This window comes from Streptomyces sp. NPDC053542 (assembly GCF_044544685.1).
Classification (GTDB): Bacteria; Actinomycetota; Actinomycetes; order Streptomycetales; family Streptomycetaceae; genus Streptomyces.
The window spans coordinates 187,147-207,734 of sequence record NZ_JBITXL010000003.1 but is presented as its reverse complement, the minus strand read 5'-3'; the positions used below and the strand labels follow the sequence as shown (position 1 = coordinate 207,734).

Below are 20,588 nucleotides of genomic sequence, written 5' to 3'. Positions count from 1 at the left end.
GGGCGTCAGCCGTTCGCGGGCTTTGTGCGCTCCACGTCGAAGTGGTCGATGCGCTCGCCCGTCTCGGCGAGCGCGGTGACCTTCATCCGGGGCCGGTGGCCGGTTTCGACCTCCACCGCGAGGAACGAGAAGCCGGTGTAGCGCACCCGCGACCACGCCACCTTCTCGGTGTCCTTCCCGCCGCCCTTGGTCCAGTGGTACGTCTCGACCTCGTCCAGGTCCTTCACGTGCCCCTCGTAGCTGTCCGGCACGGGGAACTTGTACAGCGCCTTGCCCGCGCCGCCCGCCGTGACGTACACGATGCCCTCGCGGGCGGAGTCCACGCTGCCGCCGACCGGCACCTTGCGGGAGACGCTGGTGCCCTTGATCGCGTCGGTGCGCTCGTAGATGTGGTTGTGGCCGTTGATGACCAGGTCCACGCCGTGCTTCTCGAAGAGCGGCAGCCAGGCGTCGCGGACGCCGCCGTCCGAGGCGTGCGAGACGGTCGTGGAGAACGCGCAGTGGTGGAAGAAGACCACGATGAAGTCGATGGTCTTGTCGGCGCGCAGCTCGCCGAGGCGGCGGTCCAGCCACTTCGTCTGCCTGCCGCTCGTGTACCCGGTGTTGGCGGTGATCTCGTACGAGACGTCGTTGGCGTCCAGGGCGACGACGCCGACGCTGCCGTAGGTGAAGGAGTACACGCCGGGGGCGTTCTTCGCGTCCGGGCCGTTGCCGGGCAGGGACCAGCGGGCGTTCTGGCCGCCGTACCCGTTCGGCGAGTACCACGCCTCCATGTCGTGGTTGCCGGTCGTCACCATCCACGGCACGGACTTGGCGACCGTCTCGGTCTGGGCGAGGAACTGGTCCCAGACCCGCGCGTCGTAGGTGTCCTCCTCCGAGCCCTGGCCGTCCGGGTCGGCGTAGCAGATGTCGCCCGCGTGCAGGTGGAAGGAGGGGTTCTGGCCCAGGATCAGCTGGTCGTTGGCGAGCGCGTCGTAGCTGACGCCCTGGTCGCCGAAGGCGGTGAAGACGAACTTCTCGGGCCGGGCCGGCGCGGTGCGGAAGGTGCCGATCGTCGAGAAGTGGCGCGCGTCGGCCGGGTCGAAGCCGTCGTGGCCGACGCCGTAGTAGTACGTCGTGCCGGGCTTGAGGCCGTCCAGCGCGGCGTGCAGGTAGTACTGGTCGACGACCGGCAGCTTCTTCGTGAGCGCGGGCGTGTGCAGGTCCCGCACCTCCGCCTCGATCTTGCGGCTGAGGTCCCACGGCTTCAGGCCCACCCGCAGGTAGGGCCGCTTCACCGCGAACGGCACCTGCCAGGAGACCCGCACCTGCGTCTTCGGGTCGGCGCCGAACTGCAGGTGCCGGCCGAAGGGCGCCACCATCGAGCCGTCCACCGCGGCCGTGGCGGGCGCGGAGAGCAGCGCGGTGGAGCGGGGCGCCGCGCACGCCGTGGTGGAGCCGAGCAGGCCACTGCCCGCGACGATCCCCGCACCGGCGGCCGAGGAGCGCAGCAGCCCGCGGCGGGACAGCTTGGTGCGCAGGTACTCGTGCTGCTCGGCCATGGACATCCGGGCGGCGAGCCGCTCGGGGATGCCGAAGCGGGGAATGTCGGGCGAGGTGGGGGTCTCACGTGAAGCCATGTTGGGAAGATGACACCCTCCGGAAACCGGATGGGATATACAAGGTGAACTGCGGTCGGCCGAGTCTTCACATGTCCGTATGCCGGACGCCAGGTGTCAACCCCTGGGACGAAGAGTAGGGTCCAGGCATGTCTCGCAGCATTCGCCTCGCAGTGATCCCCGGTGACGGTATCGGCCAGGAAGTCGTGGCCCAGGGCCTGAAGGTCCTGACCTCGGTCCTCCCGCAGGACGTCAAGCTGGAAACCCAGGAGTACGACCTGGGCGCCAAGCGATGGCACGCGACCGGCGAGACGCTGCCGGACGCTGAGCTGGAGTCGCTCAAGCAGCACGACGCCATCCTGCTCGGCGCCATCGGCGACCCGTCCGTGCCCTCCGGCGTCCTGGAGCGCGGCCTGCTGCTGAAGCTGCGCTTCGCGTTCGACCACTTCGTGAACCTGCGCCCGTCGAAGCTCTTCCCGAACACCAGCACCCCGCTGGCCGGCCGCCCCGACATCGACTTCATCGTCGTCCGCGAGGGCACCGAGGGCCCGTACACCGGCAACGGTGGCAGCATCCGCACCGGCACCCCCGCCGAGGTCGCCAACGAGGTCAGCGTCAACACCGCGTACGGCGTCGAGCGGGTCGTCCGGGACGCGTACGAGCGCGCCAAGGCCCGCCCGCGCAAGAAGCTGACGCTGGTCCACAAGAACAACGTCCTGGTCCACGCCGGCCACATGTGGAAGAACATCTTCGACAAGGTCGGCGAGGAGTACCCCGAGGTCACCACCGACTACCTGCACGTCGACGCCGCGACGATCTTCTTCGTCACGCAGCCGGAGCGCTTCGACGTCATCGTCACCGACAACCTCTTCGGCGACATCCTCACCGACCTCGCCGCGGCCGTCACCGGCGGCATCGGCCTGGCCGCCTCCGGCAACATCAACCCGACGGGCGACTTCCCGTCGATGTTCGAGCCGGTCCACGGTTCCGCCCCGGACATCGCGGGCACCGGCAAGGCCGACCCGACGGCGACGATCCTCTCCGTCGCGCTCCTGCTGCGCCACCTGGGCTTCGACGCCGAGGCCGGGCGCATCGAGGAGGCCGTCGCCGCGGACCTCGAGGCCCGCGACGGCACCGCCCGCACGACCGACGAGATCGGCGACGCGCTCGCCTCCGTAGTAGCGGGCTGACGCCGCTGCTCGAACGCGACAGCTTCCAGCTGTTCCTGCCAGTAGCCCAGCGGCGGTACGCACCTCACGTACCCGGCCGCTGGGCTACTCGCCGGTTGGGTGCGACCATCGACCCCAGGCCACGCACGCGCACTACGCCACCTCCTTCCTCTCCGCGTTCCCACCCGAGCGATAATCGGACGTGGGGCCACGCACCAGGGGAAGCTCGGACGTCCACGTACCGACCGGACGCCGCGCGTGCGCAGCCGCCACAACCTCACCGGTGAAGGACACGCACTCATGACGACGCCCACGATCGAGCTCAAGCCCTCTTCGCACCCGCTGCCCGCCGCGGAGCGGGAGAAGATCCTGGCCGGCCCCGGCTTCGGCCGGCACTTCACCGACCACATGGTGACGATCAAGTGGACGGAGGGCCGCGGCTGGCACGACGCACAGCTCGTTCCGTACGCGCCGCTCTCGATCGACCCGGCGAACATGACGCTGCACTACGCCCAGACGATCTTCGAGGGGCTGAAGGCGTACCGGCAGGCCGACGGCTCCGTGGCGACCTTCCGCCCCGAGGCCAACGCCCAGCGCTTCCAGCGCTCCGCGCGCCGCCTGGGCATGCCCGAGCTGCCCGTCGAGACCTTCATCGCGGCGTGCGACGCGCTGGTCCGGCAGGACCGCGACTGGGTGCCGGCGCACGGCGGCGAGGAGTCGCTCTACCTGCGCCCCTTCATGTTCGCCTCCGAGGTCGGTCTCGGCGTGAAGCCCGCCAACGAGTACCTCTTCCTCGTGATCGCCTCGCCCGCCGGTGCCTACTTCCCCGGCGGCGTGAAGCCCGTCTCCATCTGGCTGTCCGAGGACCGGGTGCGCGCCGTCCCCGGCGGCATGGGTGACGCCAAGACCGGCGGCAACTACGCCGCGTCCCTGCTCGCCCAGGCCGAGGCCGCCGAGAAGGGCTGCGACCAGGTCGCCTACCTCGACGCGGTGGAGCACAAGTGGGTCGAGGAGCTCGGCGGCATGAACCTGTACTTCGTGTACGGGAACAAGATCGTCACGCCCACCCTCACGGGTTCGCTGCTCGCGGGCATCACCCGGGACTCTCTCCTCACCGTCGCCCGTGACCTGGGCTACGAGGCGGAGGAGGCGCGCGTCTCCATCGACCAGTGGCAGGCCGACACCGAGAACGGCACGCTCACCGAGGTCTTCGCGTGCGGCACCGCCGCGGTGATCACGCCCGTCGGCACGGTCAAGCGCAAGGGCGCCGAGTGGACGCAGAGCGGCGGTGAGCCCGGCGAGGTCACCATGAAGCTCCGCGAGGCGCTGCTGGACATCCAGCGCGGCACGGCCGAGGACACCCACGGCTGGATGCACCCCCTGGGCTGATCCCGCCGCCGCGCCACCTGCGACGGGCCGCCCCGGATGCGTATGTACGCGTCCGGGGCGGCCCGTTGTCGTCCGTGACCCGTGCTACGGCACCTCCGCCGGCGCCTCCTCCACGGGTGCCACGGGCGCGGGCACGGTCGCCGGACGCCGCGTCAGCACCCCGTACAGCCCGGCCGTGACCAGCGCCGACAGCAGGAAGGACAGGTCGATGCCGCCGGTGTAGGGGACGAGCGGGCCGGTGTACAGCGGGGTGTCCACCGCGGCCAGGCCGACCACCGAACCGGCCGCCCAGGTCACCGTCGCGGGCACGTTCCAGCCCGCCGTGTACCAGTAACGCCCGCCCCGCGCACGGCGGTTGTAGACCTGCAGCGCCTCGGAGTCGTAGACCCCGCGGCAGCGCACGAAGCCGATGACGGTGAGTACCGCCCAGGGTGTGCCGACCGCGGTGAGCAGCAGGACGAAGGAGGTCATCGCGTCCTGCGCGTCCCAGGCGAAGTGGCCGAGGTAGACGAAGAACGTGGCGACCGCGGCGACCACATACGTGGCCTGGGTACGGGTGGCCTTCGGCAGGATCGCGTCCAGGTCCAGGCCCATGGAGTACAGCATCAGGCCCGCGTTGCCGACCGAGCCGGCCGAGGCGGCGAGGAAGAGCGGGGCGAGGAACCAGAAGGGGGCGCCCGCGACGAGCGGCCCGGCGTAGTCCTCGGCCGCGCCGACCGCGAGCGCGGTGAAGGTGCCGAAGAGCTGGGGGATCAGCAGCCCCGCGACCAGGCCGAGACAGGTCGCCCAGAACACCTTGCGGGAGCTGTGGCGGCGCGGGGAGATGTACCGCGTGTAGTCGCCGAGCAGGGTGATGAAGGCGATCGGGCCGCTGAGGCCGGCCGAGACGACCGCGAGCAGCCAGGTCGGCCAGAAGCTGCCGAGGAGGTACGCGCTGCCGTGCGGCGCCGCGGTGGTGAAGTCGGGCGCGTACGCGAAGAGTCCGACCACGAGGATCGCGGTCATGCCGAGCGCGAGGACGCGGGAGAGGCGGAGCAGCAGCTTGTACCCGTAGACCGCGCCGGCCGCGGTGCAGACCGCGAGCAGCGCGTACACGGCCGCGTAGCTCGCGCCGCCGTCGGGCAGGCCGATGAGCCGGGCGAGGGTGCCGACGACCGCGTCGCCGCCGACCCAGAGGGTGAGCGCGGTGTAGCCCAGCGAGAGCAGCAGGCCGATCACCGAGCCGACGAGCCGGCCGCGCACGCCGAAGTGCGCGCCGCTGCTGGTGGAGAGGTTGGTGCCGGTGCGCAGGGAGACGAGGGCGAGCGGGGCGGTGAGCAGCGTGCCGATGAGGGTGCCCACGGTGAGGGAGGTCACCGACGGCCAGAAGCCCAGCCCGAAGGAGACCGGCAGCCAGCCGAAGATCACCACGCCGAGGGCGAGGTTCGAGCCGAGCAGGATGGAGACGAGGTCGCGGGGGCGGCTGGTGCGTTCCTCGTCGGGAATCGTGTCGACTCCGCGTTGTTCGATCGGCATGAGAGGGCTCCTCTGAGAGGCCGGACGAGTGCTGGGCGGTACCGCCCCGGCGCGTGGCGTTCCGGTGAGTGGCGTTCCGCTTTTATTGAGCGGCGCTCAATGTGACCCATGCCCCTGTGTCCGGTCAACCCTTTCCCACTCCTCGATATAGCGGTTAGAGTGTCGCTCAAATCGATCAGGAGGTGTGGTGCATGCGGCTGACCCCGACCGAGCGCGACCGGCTGCTGCTGTTCGGCGCCGCCGAACTGGCGAGAGCACGCAGGGCACGCGGCCTGAAGCTGAACGTGCCCGAGGCGACGGCCCTGGTCGCGGACACGGTCTGCGAGGTGGCCAGGGACGGCGGCCGGCTGGCCGACGCCATCGCGGCGGCCCGCGCGGTCCTCGGCCCCGACGACGTGCTGCCCGGCGTCGCCGACGTGGTGACCGAGGTGCACGTCGAGGCCGTCTTCGACGACGGCTCCCGGCTCGCCGTGGTCAGCGACCCGATAGGCGGGGGCTCGCAGGGCGACGCCGCGCCGGGCGCAGTACTGCCCGGCCCGGCCGACGAGACCCCGGCGCCCGCGCTGACCGTCCGCGTCCGCAACACCGCGACCGTCCCGGTCAGCGTCACCTCCCACTTCCACTTCTTCGAGGCCAACCCCCGGCTGGACTTCGACCGCGCCGCCGCCTACGGCATGCGGCTGAACGTCCCCGCCGGCTCCTCCCAGCGCTTCGACCCGGGCGCCGAGGAAGAAGTCGGCCTCGTACCGATCGGCGGCGACCGGATCGCCATCGGCTTCGCCGGCCTGGTGGACGGCCCGCTCGACGCGCCGGGCGCCAAGGAAGAAGCACTGCGGCGGGCGGCAGCCTGCGGCTACCTGGGGGCGAGCAGCGAAGAGGAGGAGCGGGCATGACCATCGACCCGCAGGAGTACGCGTCCGTGCACGGCCCGCGCGCCGGCGACCGGGTCGTCCTGGGCGACACCGGCCTCGTCGTCCGCGTCGAGTCCGACGCCCAGAAGCCCGGCGACGAATTCCTCGCCGGCTTCGGCAAGACCGCCCGCGACGGCCTTCACCTCAAGGCCGCGGCCGTCCGCGAGACCTGCGACGTCGTCATCAGCAACGTGCTGGTCATCGACGCCGTACAGGGCATCCGCAAGGTCTCCATCGGCATCCGCGAAGGCCGGATCAGCGGCATCGGACGGGCCGGCAACCCCGACACCATGGACGGCGTCGACGTCGTCGTCGGCACCGGCACCTCGATCGTCTCCGGCGAAGGCATGATCGCCACCGCGGGCGCCGTCGACACCCACGTCCACCTGCTCTCGCCCCGCATCATGGAGGCGTCCCTCGCCTCCGGCGTCACCACGATCATCGGCCAGGAGTTCGGCCCCGTCTGGGGCGTCGGCGTCAACTCGCCCTGGGCCCTGCGGCACGCCTTCAACTCCTTCGACGCCTGGCCCGTCAACATCGGCTTCCTCGCCCGCGGCTCCTCCTCCGACCCGGCCCCGCTGGTCGAGGCGCTCGCCGAGGGCGGCGCCTCCGGCTTCAAGGTCCACGAGGACATGGGCGCCCACACCCGCGCCCTGGACACCGCCCTGCGCGTCGCCGAGGAACACGACGTCCAGGTCGCGCTGCACAGCGACGGCCTGAACGAGTGCCTCTCCGTCGAGGACACCCTGAAGGTCCTGGACGGCCGCACCATCCACGCCTTCCACATCGAGGGCTGCGGCGGCGGACACGTACCGAACGTCCTGAAGATGGCCGGCGTGGAGAACGTCATCGGCTCCTCCACCAACCCCACCCTGCCCTTCGGCCGGGACGCGGTCGCCGAGCACTACGGGATGATCGTCTCCGTCCACGACCTGAAGACCGACCTGCCCGGCGACGCCGCCATGGCCCGCGACCGCATCCGCGCCGGCACGATGGGCGCCGAGGACGTCCTGCACGACCTGGGCGCCATCGGCATCACCTCCTCCGACGCGCAGGGCATGGGCCGCGCCGGCGAGACCGTCCGCCGCACCTTCGCCATGGCCGGGAAGATGAAGGCCGAACTCGGCCCCATGGAGGGCGACGGCGCGCACGACGACAACGCGCGCGTCCTGCGCTACATGGCCAAGCTCACGATCAACCCCGCCATCGCGCACGGCCTCTCCCACGAGATCGGCTCCCTCGAAGTCGGCAAGATGGCCGACATCGCCCTGTGGCAGCCGCGCTACTTCGGCGCCAAGCCCCAGGTGGTCCTGAAGTCCGGCTTCCCCGCGTGGGGCGTCACCGGCGACCCCAACGCCGCGACCGACACCTGCGAACCGCTCGTCATGGGCCCGCTGTTCGGCGCGCACGGCGCCACCGCCGCCGACCTGTCCGTCGCCTTCGTCTCCGGCGCCGCGGCCGCGGCCGGCTCACCCGGCCGGGCCTTCGACTCGCTGCCCACCCGCCGCCGGCGCGTCGCCGTCCGCGGCACCCGCGGCATCGGCCCCCGCGACCTGCTGCTGAACGACCGCGTCGGCAGCGTGCAGGTCGACGGCGACAGCGGCCTGGTCACGCTGGACGGCGCCCCGATGCGCTCCGACCCCGCCGAGTACGTGTCGCTCTCGCGGCTGTACTTCCTCTGAGCCGACGGGCCGCAGCCGCGCTCGGCGGAGCCGCGGCGGCGGCTTCTTCCGCGGAGCCGCTGCTGCGGCCCGCCGGAGGGCACCTCCCTCCGGCCCCCGCACCCCGCCCGAGGCCACGTCCCTGCCTCGGGCGGTCCCGGCGCTGCCACCCCTCACCAGGTGGCAGCGCCGGCCTCGCCCCCCTTCCCACCTGCAAGGACGCAGCCCATGACGACGCTTCCCCTGCCCTCCGCCGGACCGAACCCGGCCGCCGACGGCTACACCATGCCCCCCGAGTGGGCACCGCACGAGCGCACCTGGATGGCCTGGCCCGGCGCCAACTTCACCTTCGGCGAGGAGGGCGGCAGCACCCTCTCCGAAGCCCGCGTCGCCTGGGCCCGGGTCGCTCGCGCGATCCGCCGCTTCGAGCCGGTCACCGTCGTCGCGGGCCCCGGCCAGGCCGCCGCCGCACGCGGCCTCCTCGGCCCGGACATCGACATCGTCGAGCGCGAGCTGGACGACGCCTGGATGCGCGACATCGGCCCCACCTTCCTCACCGGACACGGCCAACTGGCCGCCACCGACTGGGTGTTCAACGGCTGGGGCGCCCAGGACTGGGCGACCTGGAAGCACGACGCGAAGATCGCCCAAGAGGTCGCGGGCCTCGCCGGCGCCCGCCGCTACTCCACCCCCCTCGTCAACGAGGGCGGCGGCCTCCACATCGACGGCGAAGGCACCGTCCTGCTCACCGAGACCGTCCAGCTCGACCCCGGCCGCAACCCGGGCCGCACCCGCGAAGAGGTCGAGGCCGAGATCCACGCCTTCCTCGGCACCACCAAGGCCATCTGGCTGCCGCGCGGACTGACCGCCGACTACGGCCAGTTCGGCACCCGCGGCCACGTCGACATCGTCGCCGCCTTCGCCCGCCCCGGTACCGTCGTCGTGCACACCCAGCCCGACCCCGCCCACCCCGACCACGCGGTCTGCGCCGAGATCGTCAAGGTCCTCAAGGCCGCCACCGACGCCCGCGGCCGGCAGCTGGAGGTCGTCGAGGTCCCCGCGCCCACCGTCCTCGAGGAGGACGGCGAATTCGTCGACTACTCCTACATCAACCACTACATATGCAACGGCGGCGTGGTGCTCTGCGGCTTCGACGACCCGCGGGACGAGAACGCGGCCGGCATCTTCCGCCGGCTCTTCCCCGACCGTACGGTCACCCTCGTCGACGCCCGTACGATCTTCGCTGCGGGTGGCGGCATCCACTGCATCACCCAGCAGCAGCCCAAGGTCTGATCAGCGGACCCGATCAGCCGGTCCAGGAGGTCCCCGTGCCCGGTCCCGAGCGCCGTCCCCGGCGGCGCCTCAGCCAGCCGCGCGAGCAGGTGCTCGCCGCGGCCATGACCACCATCGCGGAGGAGGGCCTGGACCGGCTCACCATGGCCGGACTCGGCCGCGAGGTCGGCATGAGCAGCGGCCACATCCTGTACTACTTCGGCACCAAGGACGAGCTGCTGCTCCAGACCCTGCAGTGGAGCGAGGAACAGCTCGGCGCGGAACGCCGCGCCGAGCTGGCCCGCCGCGTCCCCGCCCGCGCCCGCATCGACGCCCTCGTCGACCTCTACCTCCCCGACGGCCACCGCGACCCGCGCTGGACCCTGTGGCTGGAGGTCTGGAACCGCTCCCAGAACGCGGATGACCCCACCCGCGAACGCCAGCTCGACCTCGAGCTCGCCTGGCACCGCGACCTGGTCGCCCTGCTCGTCGAAGGCGCCTCCAAGGGCGAACTGCGCCCCGTGGACGCCGACCGCTTCGCCACCCGCACCCGCGCCCTGCTCGACGGCTTCGGCACCCACCTCGTCGTCGGCCTCCCCGGCCTGTCCCGCCAGGAAGTCCTCGACCACGTACGCGACTTCCTCGACGAGGCGCTGACCCCGCAGGACGCCGCCCCGGGAACGTAAAGCACAGAACGTCGCCTGATCGTTGCCCGGTGCACCCTTGCCGGGAAGCCGCTGGTCCGGCACCGTTCTCGGCTATGGGACGAGAGCAATGGAAGAAGATCTGGGTCGGCTCCGCCGGCAACATGGTCGAGTGGTTCGACTGGTTCGTGTACGCGAGCTTCGCCGTCTACTTCGCGGACTCCTTCTTCCCCAAGGGCAATGAGACCGCCAACCTCATGAACACCATGGGCGTCTTCGCGGTCGGCTTCTTCATGCGGCCCGTCGGCGGCTGGCTGCTCGGCCGGGTCGGCGACCGCAAGGGCCGCAAGGCCGCCCTGACGCTCACCGTCACCCTGATGTCCGCCTCCGCCGTCCTCATCGCCATCGCCCCGACCTACGCGGTCGCCGGCTACGGCGGCGTCGCCGTCCTCCTCGTCGCCCGCATGCTCCAGGGCCTCTCCGTCGGCGGCGAGTACGCCGCCAGCGCCACCTACCTCACCGAAGCCTCCGCACCCGGCCGCCGCGGCTTCGCCTCCAGCTTCCAGTACGTCTCGATGACCGCCGGCCAGCTCCTCGGCCTCGGCCTCCAGATCATCCTCCAGCGCACCATGTCCGAGGACGCCCTGCACAGCTGGGCCTGGCGCATCCCCTTCATCATCGGCGCGCTCGGCGCCGGCATCGTCTTCTACCTCCGCCGCAACATGCTGGAGACCGAGGTCTACGCCGAGGACGACCAGGCCAACGCCGACCCCGAACGCGGCACCCTCAAGGCCCTGTGGGCCCACAAGCGCGAGGCGTTCCTCGTCATCGCGCTCACCATGGGCGGCACCGTGGCGTACTACACGTACACCACCTACCTCACCAAGTACCTCTCCGGCAGCGCCGGCCTGGACAAGCCGACCGCCTCCCTCGTCAGCTTCTGCGCCCTCTTCATCTTCATGTGCCTCCAGCCGCTCGCCGGCCGGCTCTCCGACCGCATCGGCCGCCGCCCGCTGCTGATCACCTTCGCGATCGGCTCGACCTTCCTCACCGTGCCGATCATGACGCTGCTGCGGCACGCCGGCTCCTTCTGGCCCGCGCTCGGCCTCGCCCTGCTCGCCCTCGTCGTCGTCACCGGCTACACCTCGATCAACGCCTGCGTGAAGGCCGAGCTGTTCCCGACCGGCATCCGGGCCCTCGGCGTCGCCCTGCCGTACGCCATCGCCAACGCCCTCTTCGGCGGCACCGCCGAGTACGTCGCCCTCTGGTTCAAGAACGGCGGCAACGAATCCGGCTATTACTGGTACGTCGCCGGCTGCGCCGCCGTCTCCCTGGTCGTCTACCTGACGATGCGCGAGACCCGCACCATCGACCTGCACCGGGTCACCAAGGACGGGAAGGCCACCGGCAAGGACGAGCGACTGCTCGCATCCTGAGACAGTGGGCACTTTGGGGGCAGTCGTATGCAAGACTGCCCCCATGCTCTCGTTCGCCATGATTATTGGCAGCAGGCGCGCCGGTCCGCAGTGACCGCCCCGTACCGAACCGAGTACGGCGCGGCACCGTCGTCCCAGACCCGCGCGCAGACCTCTCGCACCCGCGAGGGGTTTTTTCGTTTCCCGGCCCACCCGCCCCCGGGAACGGAGCGCGAGGGATCATGGAGGGACGGTGGCACCGGTCATTCCGGCAGACCGACCGAAGATCCCGACAGGAGCCAGACCAGCATGACGGACACTTCTGACGCAGCACTGTCCGACGATTTCCACGTGTTCGACACGACGCTGCGCGACGGAGCGCAGCGCGAGGGCATCAACCTCACCGTGGCGGACAAGCTGACGATCGCGCGCCACCTGGACGACTTCGGCGTGGGCTTCATCGAAGGCGGCTGGCCCGGCGCCAACCCCCGGGACACCGAGTTCTTCCAGCGGGTACAGGAAGAGGTGCCCTTCCGGCACGCACAGCTGGTGGCATTCGGCGCCACCCGCAAGGCCGGCGTACGGGTCGAGGACGACGCGCAGGTCGCGGCGCTGCTGGACTCCAAGGCCCCGGTGATCACGCTGGTCGCCAAGTCCCACGTCCGCCACGTGGAGCTGGCGCTGCGCACCACCCTCGACGAGAACCTCGCGATGATCCGCGACACCGTCGCCTACCTCCGCGAGCAGGGCCGCCGGGTCTTCCTGGACTGCGAGCACTTCTTCGACGGCTACGCGCTGGACGCCGACTACGCGAAGAAGGTCGTGAAGACCGCGTCCGAGGCCGGCGCGGACGTCGTGGTGCTCTGCGACACCAACGGCGGCATGCTCCCCGCGCAGGTCACCGCGGTGGTACGGACCGTACTCGCGGACACCGGCGCGCGGCTGGGCATCCACGCCCAGGACGACACCGGCTGCGCGGTGGCCAACACCCTGGCGGCGGTCGACGCGGGCGCGACGCACGTGCAGTGCACCGCCAACGGGTACGGCGAGCGCGTCGGCAACTCCAACCTCTTCCCGGTGGTCGCCGCGCTGGAGCTGAAGTACGGCCGCAAGGTCCTCCCCGAGGGCAAGCTCGCCGAGACCACCCGGATCTCGCACGCCATCGCCGAGGTCGTGAACCTCACGCCCTCCACCCACCAGCCGTACGTCGGCCTCTCCGCCTTCGCGCACAAGGCGGGCCTGCACGCCTCCGCGATCAAGGTCGACCCCGACCTGTACCAGCACATCGACCCCGAGCTGGTCGGCAACACCATGCGGATGCTGGTCTCCGACATGGCGGGCCGCGCCTCCATCGAGCTCAAGGGCAAGGAGCTGGGGATAGACCTCGGCGACGACCGCGAGCTGGTCGGCCGGGTCGTGGAACGCGTCAAGGAACGCGAACTGGCGGGGTACACCTACGAGGCCGCCGACGCGTCCTTCGAACTGCTCCTCCGCGAGGAGGTCCAGGGCAAGCCGCAGCGGTACTTCACCGTCGAGTCCTGGCGCGCGATCGTCGAGGACCGCCCCGACGGCACGCACGCCAACGAGGCGACCGTGAAGCTGTGGGCCAAGGGCGAGCGGATCGTGGCCACGGCGGAAGGAAACGGCCCGGTCAACGCCCTGGACCGCGCTCTTCGTGTCGCCCTGGAGCAGATCTACCCGCAGCTGGGTTCGATGGAGCTGGTGGACTACAAGGTCCGCATCCTGGAGGGCGCGCTCGGCACGGGATCGATCACCCGGGTCCTGGTCTCCACCAGCGACGGCCGCGGCGAGTGGTCCACGGTGGGCGTCGCGGAGAACGTGATCGCCGCGTCCTGGCAGGCACTGGACGACGCGTACGCGTACGGGCTGATGCGCGCGGGAGTCACGCCGGAGGACTGACCGCCACGGTTATCCACAGGCCCAGCGACGGCTGGTGAGGCGCGCTACCTTCGCCGTATGCGTGGTGGAGGTGGGGGAGGGGCCTTGCCACTGGGTGGGGACGGACGGGGCCCCTCCTTCATCCCCGGTTTGGGGAGAGGGAGGGGCCCTGCCACGGAAAGCGGCGGAAAGGTCAGGCCGCCTTGACCGCCGAGATGTCGAACGTCAGCTTCACCTTGTCGCTGACCATCACGCCGCCCGTCTCCAGGGCCGCGTTCCAGGTCAGGCCCCACTCGGAGCGCAGGATCTCGGCGCTGCCCTCGAAGCCCACGCGCTGCGCGCCGTAGACGTCGGTGGCCGCGCCGTTGAACTCCAGGTCGATGGCGAGCGGCTTGGTGACGTCCTTGATCGTGAGGTTGCCGGTGACGCGGTACGTCTCGGCGCCGACCTGCTCGACACCGACGGACCGGAACGTCATCAGCGGGAACTGCTCCGCGTCGAAGAAGTCGGCGCTCTTCAGGTGGCCGTCGCGGTCCGCGATGCCGGTGTCGATGCTGTCGATCTTCACATCGATGTTCGCGGTCGAGGCGGCCGGGTTCGCGCCGTCGAGATGCAGCGTGCCCTCGTGGTCGGCGAAGGAGCCGCGGACGTTGGTGACCATGGCGTGGCGCACCGTGAAGCCGATGCTGCTGTGTGCCGGGTCGATGGTGTAGTCGCCGGTCAGGGCGGCCAGCGCCGGGTCCGCCACGAGGGTCGCGGTGGCGGCGGGGGCAGCGGTCTCGGCGGTGCGCTTGCGGTTGAACAGAGCCATGGCTCCTCCTCGGGGGACGGGTCGGGGAGACCTCGGGGTGGCGAGAAAGGTTGTTTAACCTTCAACGAGAACGACCGTAGCGCGTCCTCGTTCAACTTTCAACCTTTACGTCCGGGGGGTGCCTGCCGAGGGGTGCCCGGGGGCCGTGGGCATGGGGCATGATCGGAGTGCCCCACCTGCACAGCCAAGCCGAGTCCACCGCCGTACCGGTCCGCCGCAGGAGGCCCCTTGAGAGCCCGTACTCCGCACTGGTCCCGCCGAGGTTTTCTCGCCGTGAGCGGCGCGGGCGCCGCCGCGTTCGCCCTCGCCGCACCCGCCCCCAAGGCCCGCGCCGATACCGCCGGCGACGAGTTCGCCACCCTGCGGCAGCGCTGGCTGGAGCTGCAGCTCGGCACGGGCTACGACCCGGGCGCCGAGCCGTACGCCGCCCGCCTGAAGGAGACCGGCGACCTGGCCCGGCGCTTCCGCACCACCATGGCGCCCGCCGCCACCTCGCTCTGGCCCGACCACCCCTTCGACCCGCCGGCCGGCATCACCCAGAGCTACAGCCGCCTGAACGTCATGGCGCAGGCGTACGCGCAGGACGGCACCGGGCTCACCGGGGACACCTCGCTCGCCGACGACGTGATCAAGGGACTCGACCATCTGGCGGCGCGGGTCTACCACCCCGCGACGACCCGGTACGGCAACTGGTGGGAGTGGCAGATCGGCAGCCCGCGGCTGCTGCTGGACACCGTCGCGATCCTGGACGACCGGCTGACCGACGCGCAGCGCGCGTCGTACCTCGCCGCGGTCGACCACTTCGTACCGGACTCCATGCTCGGCGACTACACGGGCACCAGCACCGGCGCCAACCGCGTCGACCTGTGCCGGGTCGTCGCCCTGCGCGGCGTCCTCGGCCGGGCGCCGGAGAAGATCGCGCTGGCCCGCGACGCGCTCTCGCCCGTCTTCCCGTACGTACAGAAGGGCGACGGGCTGTACGCCGACGGCTCGTTCATCCAGCACACCTGGGTCGCGTACTCGGGGACCTACGGGTACGTGCTGCTCGACGGGCTCGGGCGGCTGTTCACCCTGCTGCGCGGCAGCAGCTGGGAGGTGACCGACCCGAAGCGGCAGATCATCTTCGACAGCGTCGAGAACGCCTATGCGCCGCTGCTGCACAACGGCCTGATGATGGACAGCGTCAACGGGCGGGCGATAAGCCGCGGTTACCTGGTCAGCGACGACCGGCACGTCATGCGCAGCGACCACTTCCACGGGCACGCGCTGCTGGCCGCCGTCGCCGTACTCGCGCAGGGTGCCTCCGCCGCCGAGCGGGACCGCTGGCACGCGCTGCTGAAGGGGTGGATCGAGCGGGACACCACCCTGGCCGTGCTGACCGACCGTCAGTTCACGGTCGCGGACGCGGCCCGGCTGGCCGCCGTGGCCGCCGGACCCGGCGCCGCGGCGCCCGAGCCGGTCGCGCACAAGCTCTTCCCCGCCATGGACCGGGCGGTGCACCGCCGCCCCGGCTTCGCCGCCAACATCGCCATGGCCTCGGAGCGGATCGCGTACTACGAGAACGGCAACGGCGAGAATCCGCGCGGCTGGCACACCGGCGCCGGAATGCTCTACTGGTGGGGCGCGGACTTCGGCGGCGGCCAGTACACCGACTTCTTCTGGCCGACGGTGGACCCGTACCGGCTGCCGGGGACGACCGTCTCCACCAAGCGGCTCGCCGACAACGAGGGCGGCGGCTGGGGCGAGCCCAAGCCCGCCGCGGCCTGGGTGGGCGGCGCCACGGACGGCGAGTTCGCCGCCGTCGGGCAGGACGTGCGCGGACTCGCCTCGACGCTGCGCGCCAAGAAGTCCTGGTTCTGCCTCTCCGACGCCGTCGTCTGCCTCGGCGCGGGGATCACCGGCCGGGACGGCGTGCCCGCCGAGACCATCGTCGACAACCGCAACCTGGGCGCCTCGGGGACCGCGGCGCTCACCGTCGACGGCGTCCGCCAGCCGGTGACCACCGGCTGGACCGGCGTCTTCCCGCGGGCCCGCTGGGCGCACCTCCAAGGACACGGCGGCTACGTCTTCCCCGGCGGCATGGAGCTCCGGGCGCTGCGCGAGGCACGCACGGGCGCCTGGCGGGACATCAATACGGGCTCCTCGCCGGACCGCGTCACCCGCCGCTACCTCACGCTCTGGCGGGACCACGGCACGGACCCGGCGGACGCCTCGTACGCCTATCTGCTGATGCCGGGGGCCGGGCCGCGGACCCTCGCGGCGCGCGCCGCCGACCGGCACTGGCTGCGGATCACCGCCAATACCGGCGCGGTGCAGGGCGTGGAGGTGCCGGCGCTCGGGGTGGCCGCGGCGAACTTCTGGACGGCCGGGACGGCGGGGGCGCTGACCGCCTCGGCGCCGTCGTCCGTCCTGGTGCGGCGGCGCGGCCGGACGGCGACGCTGTGCGTGGCGGAGCCGCCGCGCACGGGGCGGCCGGTGGAGATCGGCTGGGACCGCCCGGTGCGCGAGGTGGTGAGCGCCGGGCCCGGCGTGACGGTCCTGGAGACGGGCCGCCGGCTGCGGCTGCGGATCAGCCCGGGGACGGCCTGCGCCACGCATACCTGTACGGTCACTACACACTGACCCGGCCGCGGGGCGGGCGCGCGGGCGCATCCCGCGCCGCCCCGCGGATCACGGCCGGTGGCCGGAACCCGCGGCCGACCAGGGCCGACCAGCGGACCGCCACAAGACCACACCGGTGTCTTTTGTCAGTCCTCCACAGCGACCGGAAACCGCTCCCGCGCGTTGCTGCCCTGGTCGCATCTCCCGTACAGCGTGGTTCTGTCCTGCCTACCCACGAAATCGCGCTCGACGTTGTGAGAAACCGACATCGGTTCATGAGCAGGTGTCCGCGTACCGTCGATGCATGACCACTGTCGAAGATGCGCCCGCCGAGGCGAACGACGCCCGCGGGCGCGTCGCCGAGCTGCACGCGATCCGTGAGCAGGCCCGGCGAGGCCCGAGTGAGCGCGCCACCGAGGCCCAGCGCGCCAAGGGCAAGCTCACCGCCCGCGAGCGAATCGACCTCCTGCTGGACGAGGGGTCCTTCAACGAGGTGGAGCCGCTGCGCCGGCACCGGGCGACCGGCTTCGGGCTGGAGAACAAGAAGCCCTACACCGATGGTGTGATCACCGGCTGGGGCACCGTGCACGGCCGGACCGTGTTCGTGTACGCGCACGACTTCCGGATCTTCGGCGGCGCGCTGGGCGAGGCCCACGCCACCAAGATCCACAAGATCATGGACATGGCGATCCAGGCCGGTGCGCCGCTGGTGTCGCTGAACGACGGCGCCGGTGCCCGTATCCAGGAGGGCGTCTCGGCGCTCGCCGGCTACGGCGGCATCTTCCAGCGCAACACCAAGGCGTCGGGTGTCATCCCGCAGATCTCGGTGATGCTCGGCCCGTGCGCGGGCGGCGCGGCCTACAGCCCCGCCCTCACGGACTTCGTGTTCATGGTGCGGGAGACCTCGCAGATGTTCATCACCGGACCCGACGTGGTCCGCGCGGTGACCGGCGAGGAGATCACCCAGAACGGGCTGGGCGGCGCCGATGTGCACGCCGAGACCTCGGGCGTCTGCCACTTCGCGTACGACGACGAGGCCACCTGCCTGGAGGAGGTCCGCTACCTCCTCGCCCTGCTGCCGTCCAACAACCGAGAGAACCCGCCGTCCGTCCCCTGCGACGACCCGGCGGAGCGCGCCGGCGACGCGCTGCTGGACCTGGTGCCGGCCGACGGCAACCGCCCGTACGACATGCGCAAGGTCATCGAGGAGCTCGTCGACGACGGCGAGTTCCTGGAGGTCCACGAGCGCTGGGCGACCAACATCATCTGCGCGCTGTCCCGCATGGACGGCGAGGTCGTCGGCATCGTCGCCAACCAGCCGCAGTCGCTGGCGGGCGTGCTGGACATCGAGGCGTCGGAAAAGGCTGCCCGCTTTGTCCAGATGTGCGATGCTTTCAATATCCCGATCCTCACGCTGCTGGACGTCCCCGGCTTCCTGCCGGGCGTCGACCAGGAGCACGGCGGCATCATCCGGCACGGCGCGAAGCTGCTGTACGCGTACTGCAACGCCACCGTGCCGCGGATCTCGGTCGTGCTGCGCAAGGCGTACGGCGGTGCCTACATCGTCATGGACTCCCAGTCCATCGGCGCCGACCTCACCTATGCCTGGCCGACCAACGAGATCGCGGTGATGGGCGCCGAGGGCGCGGCCAACGTGATCTTCCGCAAGCAGATCGCCGAGGCGGACGACCCGGAGACCATGCGGGCCCGGATGGTCAAGGAGTACAAGTCCGAGCTGATGCACCCGTACTACGCGGCCGAGCGCGGCCTCGTCGACGACGTGATCGACCCGGCCGAGACCCGCGAGGTGCTGATCCGCTCGCTGGCCATGCTCCGGTCCAAGCACGCCGACCTGCCGGCCCGCAAGCACGGCAACCCGCCGCAGTAATTCCGCCACCGCTCTGTACCGCAGTCACCCTGCGACCTTGGAGACGACGAAAGTGAACCCTGCCGATACCTCCGACCGTTCCCTGGTCCGCGTCGAGAAGGGCGAGGCCAGCGAGGAGGAGCTCGCCGCGCTGACCGCGGTGCTGCTCGCCCGCGCCGCCCACCGGCCGGCCGACGTTCCGGCGCAGCCGTACGCCACCGCCGCCCGCTGGCGCCGCCTGGAGCGTCAGCGCGGCTTCCACGGCGCGCGCTCCTGGCAGCGGTAACCACGAGCAGTACGTACGAAGGGCCCCGCACACCTCGGTGTGCGGGGCCCTTCGGCGTACCGGGGCGGTCAGGTGCGCACCGCGCCGGCCGCCTCGACCGCGGGCTCCGGGGGAGTGGTGTCCGCGGACGGCTCGGGCAGCTTCAGGTACAGCGTGAGCAGCGAGGAGACGACGTACAGCGCGGCGAAGATGATGACGACGCCGGCCGGGCCGACCGGGGTGAGGAAGAGGCTGACGATCGCCGGGCCGACGAAGGCCGCGCCGCCCGCGCCGAGGTTCAGCAGCGCCATCGCGCCGCCCTTGTTCTCCGGGGCGAGCGACGGGATCAGCGCGGAGATGGGGACGAAGCCGGCCAGCGTGATGCCGTAGAGCATGCCGCAGACGATCGCGACCGGGTAGTTGTGCCCGACGGCCTGCGGCACGAAGTACAGCGTCAGCGTGGTGACGGCGCAGCCCAGGCCGCCGAACGTGGCGATGGTCTTCCGCCAGCCGATCTTGTCGCCGATGACGCCGAAGATCAGGTTGAAGGCGACGTTCGTGCCGTAGATGACGGCGAGCAGGGTCAGCCAGCGGCCCTCGCCGAAGCCCAGTTCCTTGCCGAAGAAGGTGGGCAGGAAGACCAGGAAGCCGAACTCCGGCGCGGTGTTGATGACGCGCACCACGCAGCCCACCGCGACCCGGGGGTGCGTCCAGGCGATCGAGAGGCTGGAGATGAGCGACTGCACCGGCCTGACCTCGGGCGGTGCCAGCCGGGAGAAGCCGGTCCGCTCCTTCACGCCCAGCATGCAGAAGGCGCCGCCGAGCGCGATGATGCCGAGCGCCACCCACAGCGTGCCGAACGCGCCGAAGACCGGGTTGGTGGCGCCGGCCACCAGCGAACCCAGCGTGGGCAGGCCGCCGGTGAAGGCCATGTAGAACCAGCCGACAGCGGCCCCCATCCGTGCCATGGGCGCCGTCGCCGTGATCCAGACCAGGAATCCGAAGGCGAAGAGCGGGTAGCCGAAGCCGCGCAGCCCGTAGAAGACCAGCATGAGCGGATAGTTCTCGGGACCGAGCGCGAAGACCAGGAAGAGGACGTCGAAGACGATCCAGACGGCCAGCCCCAGCTGCATCACGCGGCGCGGACCCCACAGGTCCGAGAGCGCGCCGGAGAGCCAGGAGGCGAGCATGACCGTGACACCGTAGGCGGTGATGACGTACGAGGCGTGCACCTCGGTACCGGCGCCGTGGTCCGCCATGTACGGCGCGATGAAGCCCGACTCGACACCGTCGCCGATCATGAAGAGCAGGACGCCGAGGTAGCCGAAGACCAGCGGCTTGGGAATGCCGAGGCGGTCGGGCAGTGAGAGCGCCGAGGGGGGAGCCATGTCACGCCTCCGTGGGAGCGAGGGTGGTGAGGGTGGGACATCAGCAGCATGAATCCTGTGAACTTCACATGCAAGATGTGATTCCGGGTTTTCTGAGCCGTGATATTCACAGCACCGAGCGTGATTTACGCGCTGAGGGGTGACGGATCTGTGATCCGGGTGTTAAATCCAACAGGGACGGAA

General features: G+C 71.1%; 15 protein-coding genes. 11 read left to right on the top strand and 4 right to left on the bottom strand.

Annotated features, from left to right (window positions below; all coding sequences use genetic code 11):
• Nucleotides 1–5: 5 nt before the first annotated feature.
• Nucleotides 6–1,619 carry a purple acid phosphatase family protein gene (locus ACIGXO_RS08875; RefSeq protein ID WP_399782414.1) on the bottom strand — a complete coding sequence of 538 codons (1,614 nt, stop codon included), beginning with the start codon at nt 1,617–1,619 and terminating at the stop codon, nt 6–8.
• A 128-nt stretch (nt 1,620–1,747) separates the two neighbouring features.
• On the opposite strand from ACIGXO_RS08875, the gene ACIGXO_RS08870 reads away from it, so the two are divergent.
• Nucleotides 1,748–2,788, top strand: coding sequence for a 3-isopropylmalate dehydrogenase (locus ACIGXO_RS08870; RefSeq protein WP_399782411.1), 1,041 nt, complete (start codon nt 1,748–1,750; stop codon nt 2,786–2,788).
• A 279-nt stretch (nt 2,789–3,067) separates the two neighbouring features.
• Nucleotides 3,068–4,156: a branched-chain amino acid aminotransferase gene (locus ACIGXO_RS08865; protein WP_399782408.1), complete on the top strand. Its 1,089-nt coding sequence runs from the start codon at nt 3,068–3,070 to the stop codon at nt 4,154–4,156.
• A gap of 84 nt (nt 4,157–4,240) precedes the next feature.
• On the opposite strand, the gene ACIGXO_RS08860 is transcribed toward ACIGXO_RS08865, so the two are convergent.
• Nucleotides 4,241–5,671, bottom strand: a complete 1,431-nt coding sequence (locus ACIGXO_RS08860; RefSeq protein ID WP_399782405.1) for a cytosine permease — start codon at nt 5,669–5,671, stop codon at nt 4,241–4,243.
• 191 nt (nt 5,672–5,862) lie between these two features.
• Between ACIGXO_RS08860 and ureA the strand changes: the two genes are divergently transcribed.
• From ureA to cimA, 6 genes are all read left to right on the top strand, one after another.
• The gene (gene ureA, locus ACIGXO_RS08855) at nt 5,863–6,564 is read left to right on the top strand and encodes an urease subunit gamma (RefSeq protein WP_399782402.1); all 702 of its coding nucleotides are present in this window, start codon (nt 5,863–5,865) and stop codon (nt 6,562–6,564) included.
• Nucleotides 6,561–8,264: an urease subunit alpha gene (locus tag ACIGXO_RS08850; RefSeq protein ID WP_399782400.1), complete on the top strand. Its 1,704-nt coding sequence runs from the start codon at nt 6,561–6,563 to the stop codon at nt 8,262–8,264. The genes ureA and ACIGXO_RS08850 overlap by 4 nt, the downstream gene beginning before the upstream one ends.
• 207 nt (nt 8,265–8,471) lie before the next feature.
• Complete coding sequence (locus ACIGXO_RS08845) at nt 8,472–9,536, top strand: agmatine/peptidylarginine deiminase (RefSeq protein WP_399782398.1); 1,065 nt, start codon at nt 8,472–8,474, stop codon at nt 9,534–9,536.
• Nucleotides 9,537–9,571: 35 nt separating this feature from the next.
• Entirely contained in the window at nt 9,572–10,201 is a 630-nt protein-coding gene (locus ACIGXO_RS08840) for a TetR/AcrR family transcriptional regulator (protein ID WP_399782395.1), read from the top strand.
• 74 nt (nt 10,202–10,275) lie between these two features.
• Entirely contained in the window at nt 10,276–11,595 is a 1,320-nt protein-coding gene (locus tag ACIGXO_RS08835) for an MFS transporter (protein ID WP_399782392.1), read from the top strand.
• 288 nt (nt 11,596–11,883) lie between these two features.
• Nucleotides 11,884–13,494, top strand: coding sequence for a citramalate synthase (gene cimA, locus ACIGXO_RS08830; RefSeq protein WP_399782390.1), 1,611 nt, complete (start codon nt 11,884–11,886; stop codon nt 13,492–13,494).
• Between the two features lie 172 nt (nt 13,495–13,666).
• Here the strand turns inward: cimA and ACIGXO_RS08825 are convergent, their stop codons facing one another.
• Nucleotides 13,667–14,284: a YceI family protein gene (locus ACIGXO_RS08825; protein ID WP_399782388.1), complete on the bottom strand. Its 618-nt coding sequence runs from the start codon at nt 14,282–14,284 to the stop codon at nt 13,667–13,669.
• A gap of 273 nt (nt 14,285–14,557) precedes the next feature.
• Here ACIGXO_RS08825 and ACIGXO_RS08820 point away from each other — a divergent pair, with 273 nt between their 5' ends.
• From ACIGXO_RS08820 to ACIGXO_RS08810, 3 genes are all read left to right on the top strand, one after another.
• Nucleotides 14,558–16,906, top strand: a complete 2,349-nt coding sequence (locus ACIGXO_RS08820) for a polysaccharide lyase 8 family protein (protein WP_399782385.1) — start codon at nt 14,558–14,560, stop codon at nt 16,904–16,906.
• A 283-nt stretch (nt 16,907–17,189) separates the two neighbouring features.
• Entirely contained in the window at nt 17,190–18,773 is a 1,584-nt protein-coding gene (locus ACIGXO_RS08815) for an acyl-CoA carboxylase subunit beta (RefSeq protein ID WP_223732412.1), read from the top strand.
• Nucleotides 18,774–18,810: 37 nt separating this feature from the next.
• Nucleotides 18,811–19,038, top strand: coding sequence for an acyl-CoA carboxylase epsilon subunit (locus ACIGXO_RS08810; protein WP_399782382.1), 228 nt, complete (start codon nt 18,811–18,813; stop codon nt 19,036–19,038).
• A gap of 68 nt (nt 19,039–19,106) precedes the next feature.
• Here ACIGXO_RS08810 and ACIGXO_RS08805 read toward each other — a convergent pair whose 3' ends face one another.
• Nucleotides 19,107–20,405 carry an MFS transporter gene (locus tag ACIGXO_RS08805; protein WP_399782379.1) on the bottom strand — a complete coding sequence of 433 codons (1,299 nt, stop codon included), beginning with the start codon at nt 20,403–20,405 and terminating at the stop codon, nt 19,107–19,109.
• Nucleotides 20,406–20,588: the final 183 nt, after the last annotated feature.

What these genes read in the sequence shown, in the direction of transcription:
- ACIGXO_RS08865 (WP_399782408.1), top strand. Translation starts at nt 3,068, where the DNA reads ATGACGACGCCCACGATCGAGCTCAAGCCCTCTTCGCACCCGCTGCCC.
- ACIGXO_RS08850 (WP_399782400.1), top strand. Translation starts at nt 6,561, where the DNA reads ATGACCATCGACCCGCAGGAGTACGCGTCCGTGCACGGCCCGCGCGCC.
- ureA (WP_399782402.1), top strand. Translation starts at nt 5,863, where the DNA reads ATGCGGCTGACCCCGACCGAGCGCGACCGGCTGCTGCTGTTCGGCGCC.
- ACIGXO_RS08860 (WP_399782405.1), bottom strand. Translation starts at nt 5,671, where the DNA reads ATGCCGATCGAACAACGCGGAGTCGACACGATTCCCGACGAGGAACGC.
- cimA (WP_399782390.1), top strand. Translation starts at nt 11,884, where the DNA reads ATGACGGACACTTCTGACGCAGCACTGTCCGACGATTTCCACGTGTTC.
- ACIGXO_RS08815 (WP_223732412.1), top strand. Translation starts at nt 17,190, where the DNA reads ATGACCACTGTCGAAGATGCGCCCGCCGAGGCGAACGACGCCCGCGGG.
- ACIGXO_RS08875 (WP_399782414.1), bottom strand. Translation starts at nt 1,619, where the DNA reads ATGGCTTCACGTGAGACCCCCACCTCGCCCGACATTCCCCGCTTCGGC.
- ACIGXO_RS08805 (WP_399782379.1), bottom strand. Translation starts at nt 20,405, where the DNA reads ATGGCTCCCCCCTCGGCGCTCTCACTGCCCGACCGCCTCGGCATTCCC.
- ACIGXO_RS08870 (WP_399782411.1), top strand. Translation starts at nt 1,748, where the DNA reads ATGTCTCGCAGCATTCGCCTCGCAGTGATCCCCGGTGACGGTATCGGC.
- ACIGXO_RS08845 (WP_399782398.1), top strand. Translation starts at nt 8,472, where the DNA reads ATGACGACGCTTCCCCTGCCCTCCGCCGGACCGAACCCGGCCGCCGAC.
- ACIGXO_RS08825 (WP_399782388.1), bottom strand. Translation starts at nt 14,284, where the DNA reads ATGGCTCTGTTCAACCGCAAGCGCACCGCCGAGACCGCTGCCCCCGCC.
- ACIGXO_RS08835 (WP_399782392.1), top strand. Translation starts at nt 10,276, where the DNA reads ATGGGACGAGAGCAATGGAAGAAGATCTGGGTCGGCTCCGCCGGCAAC.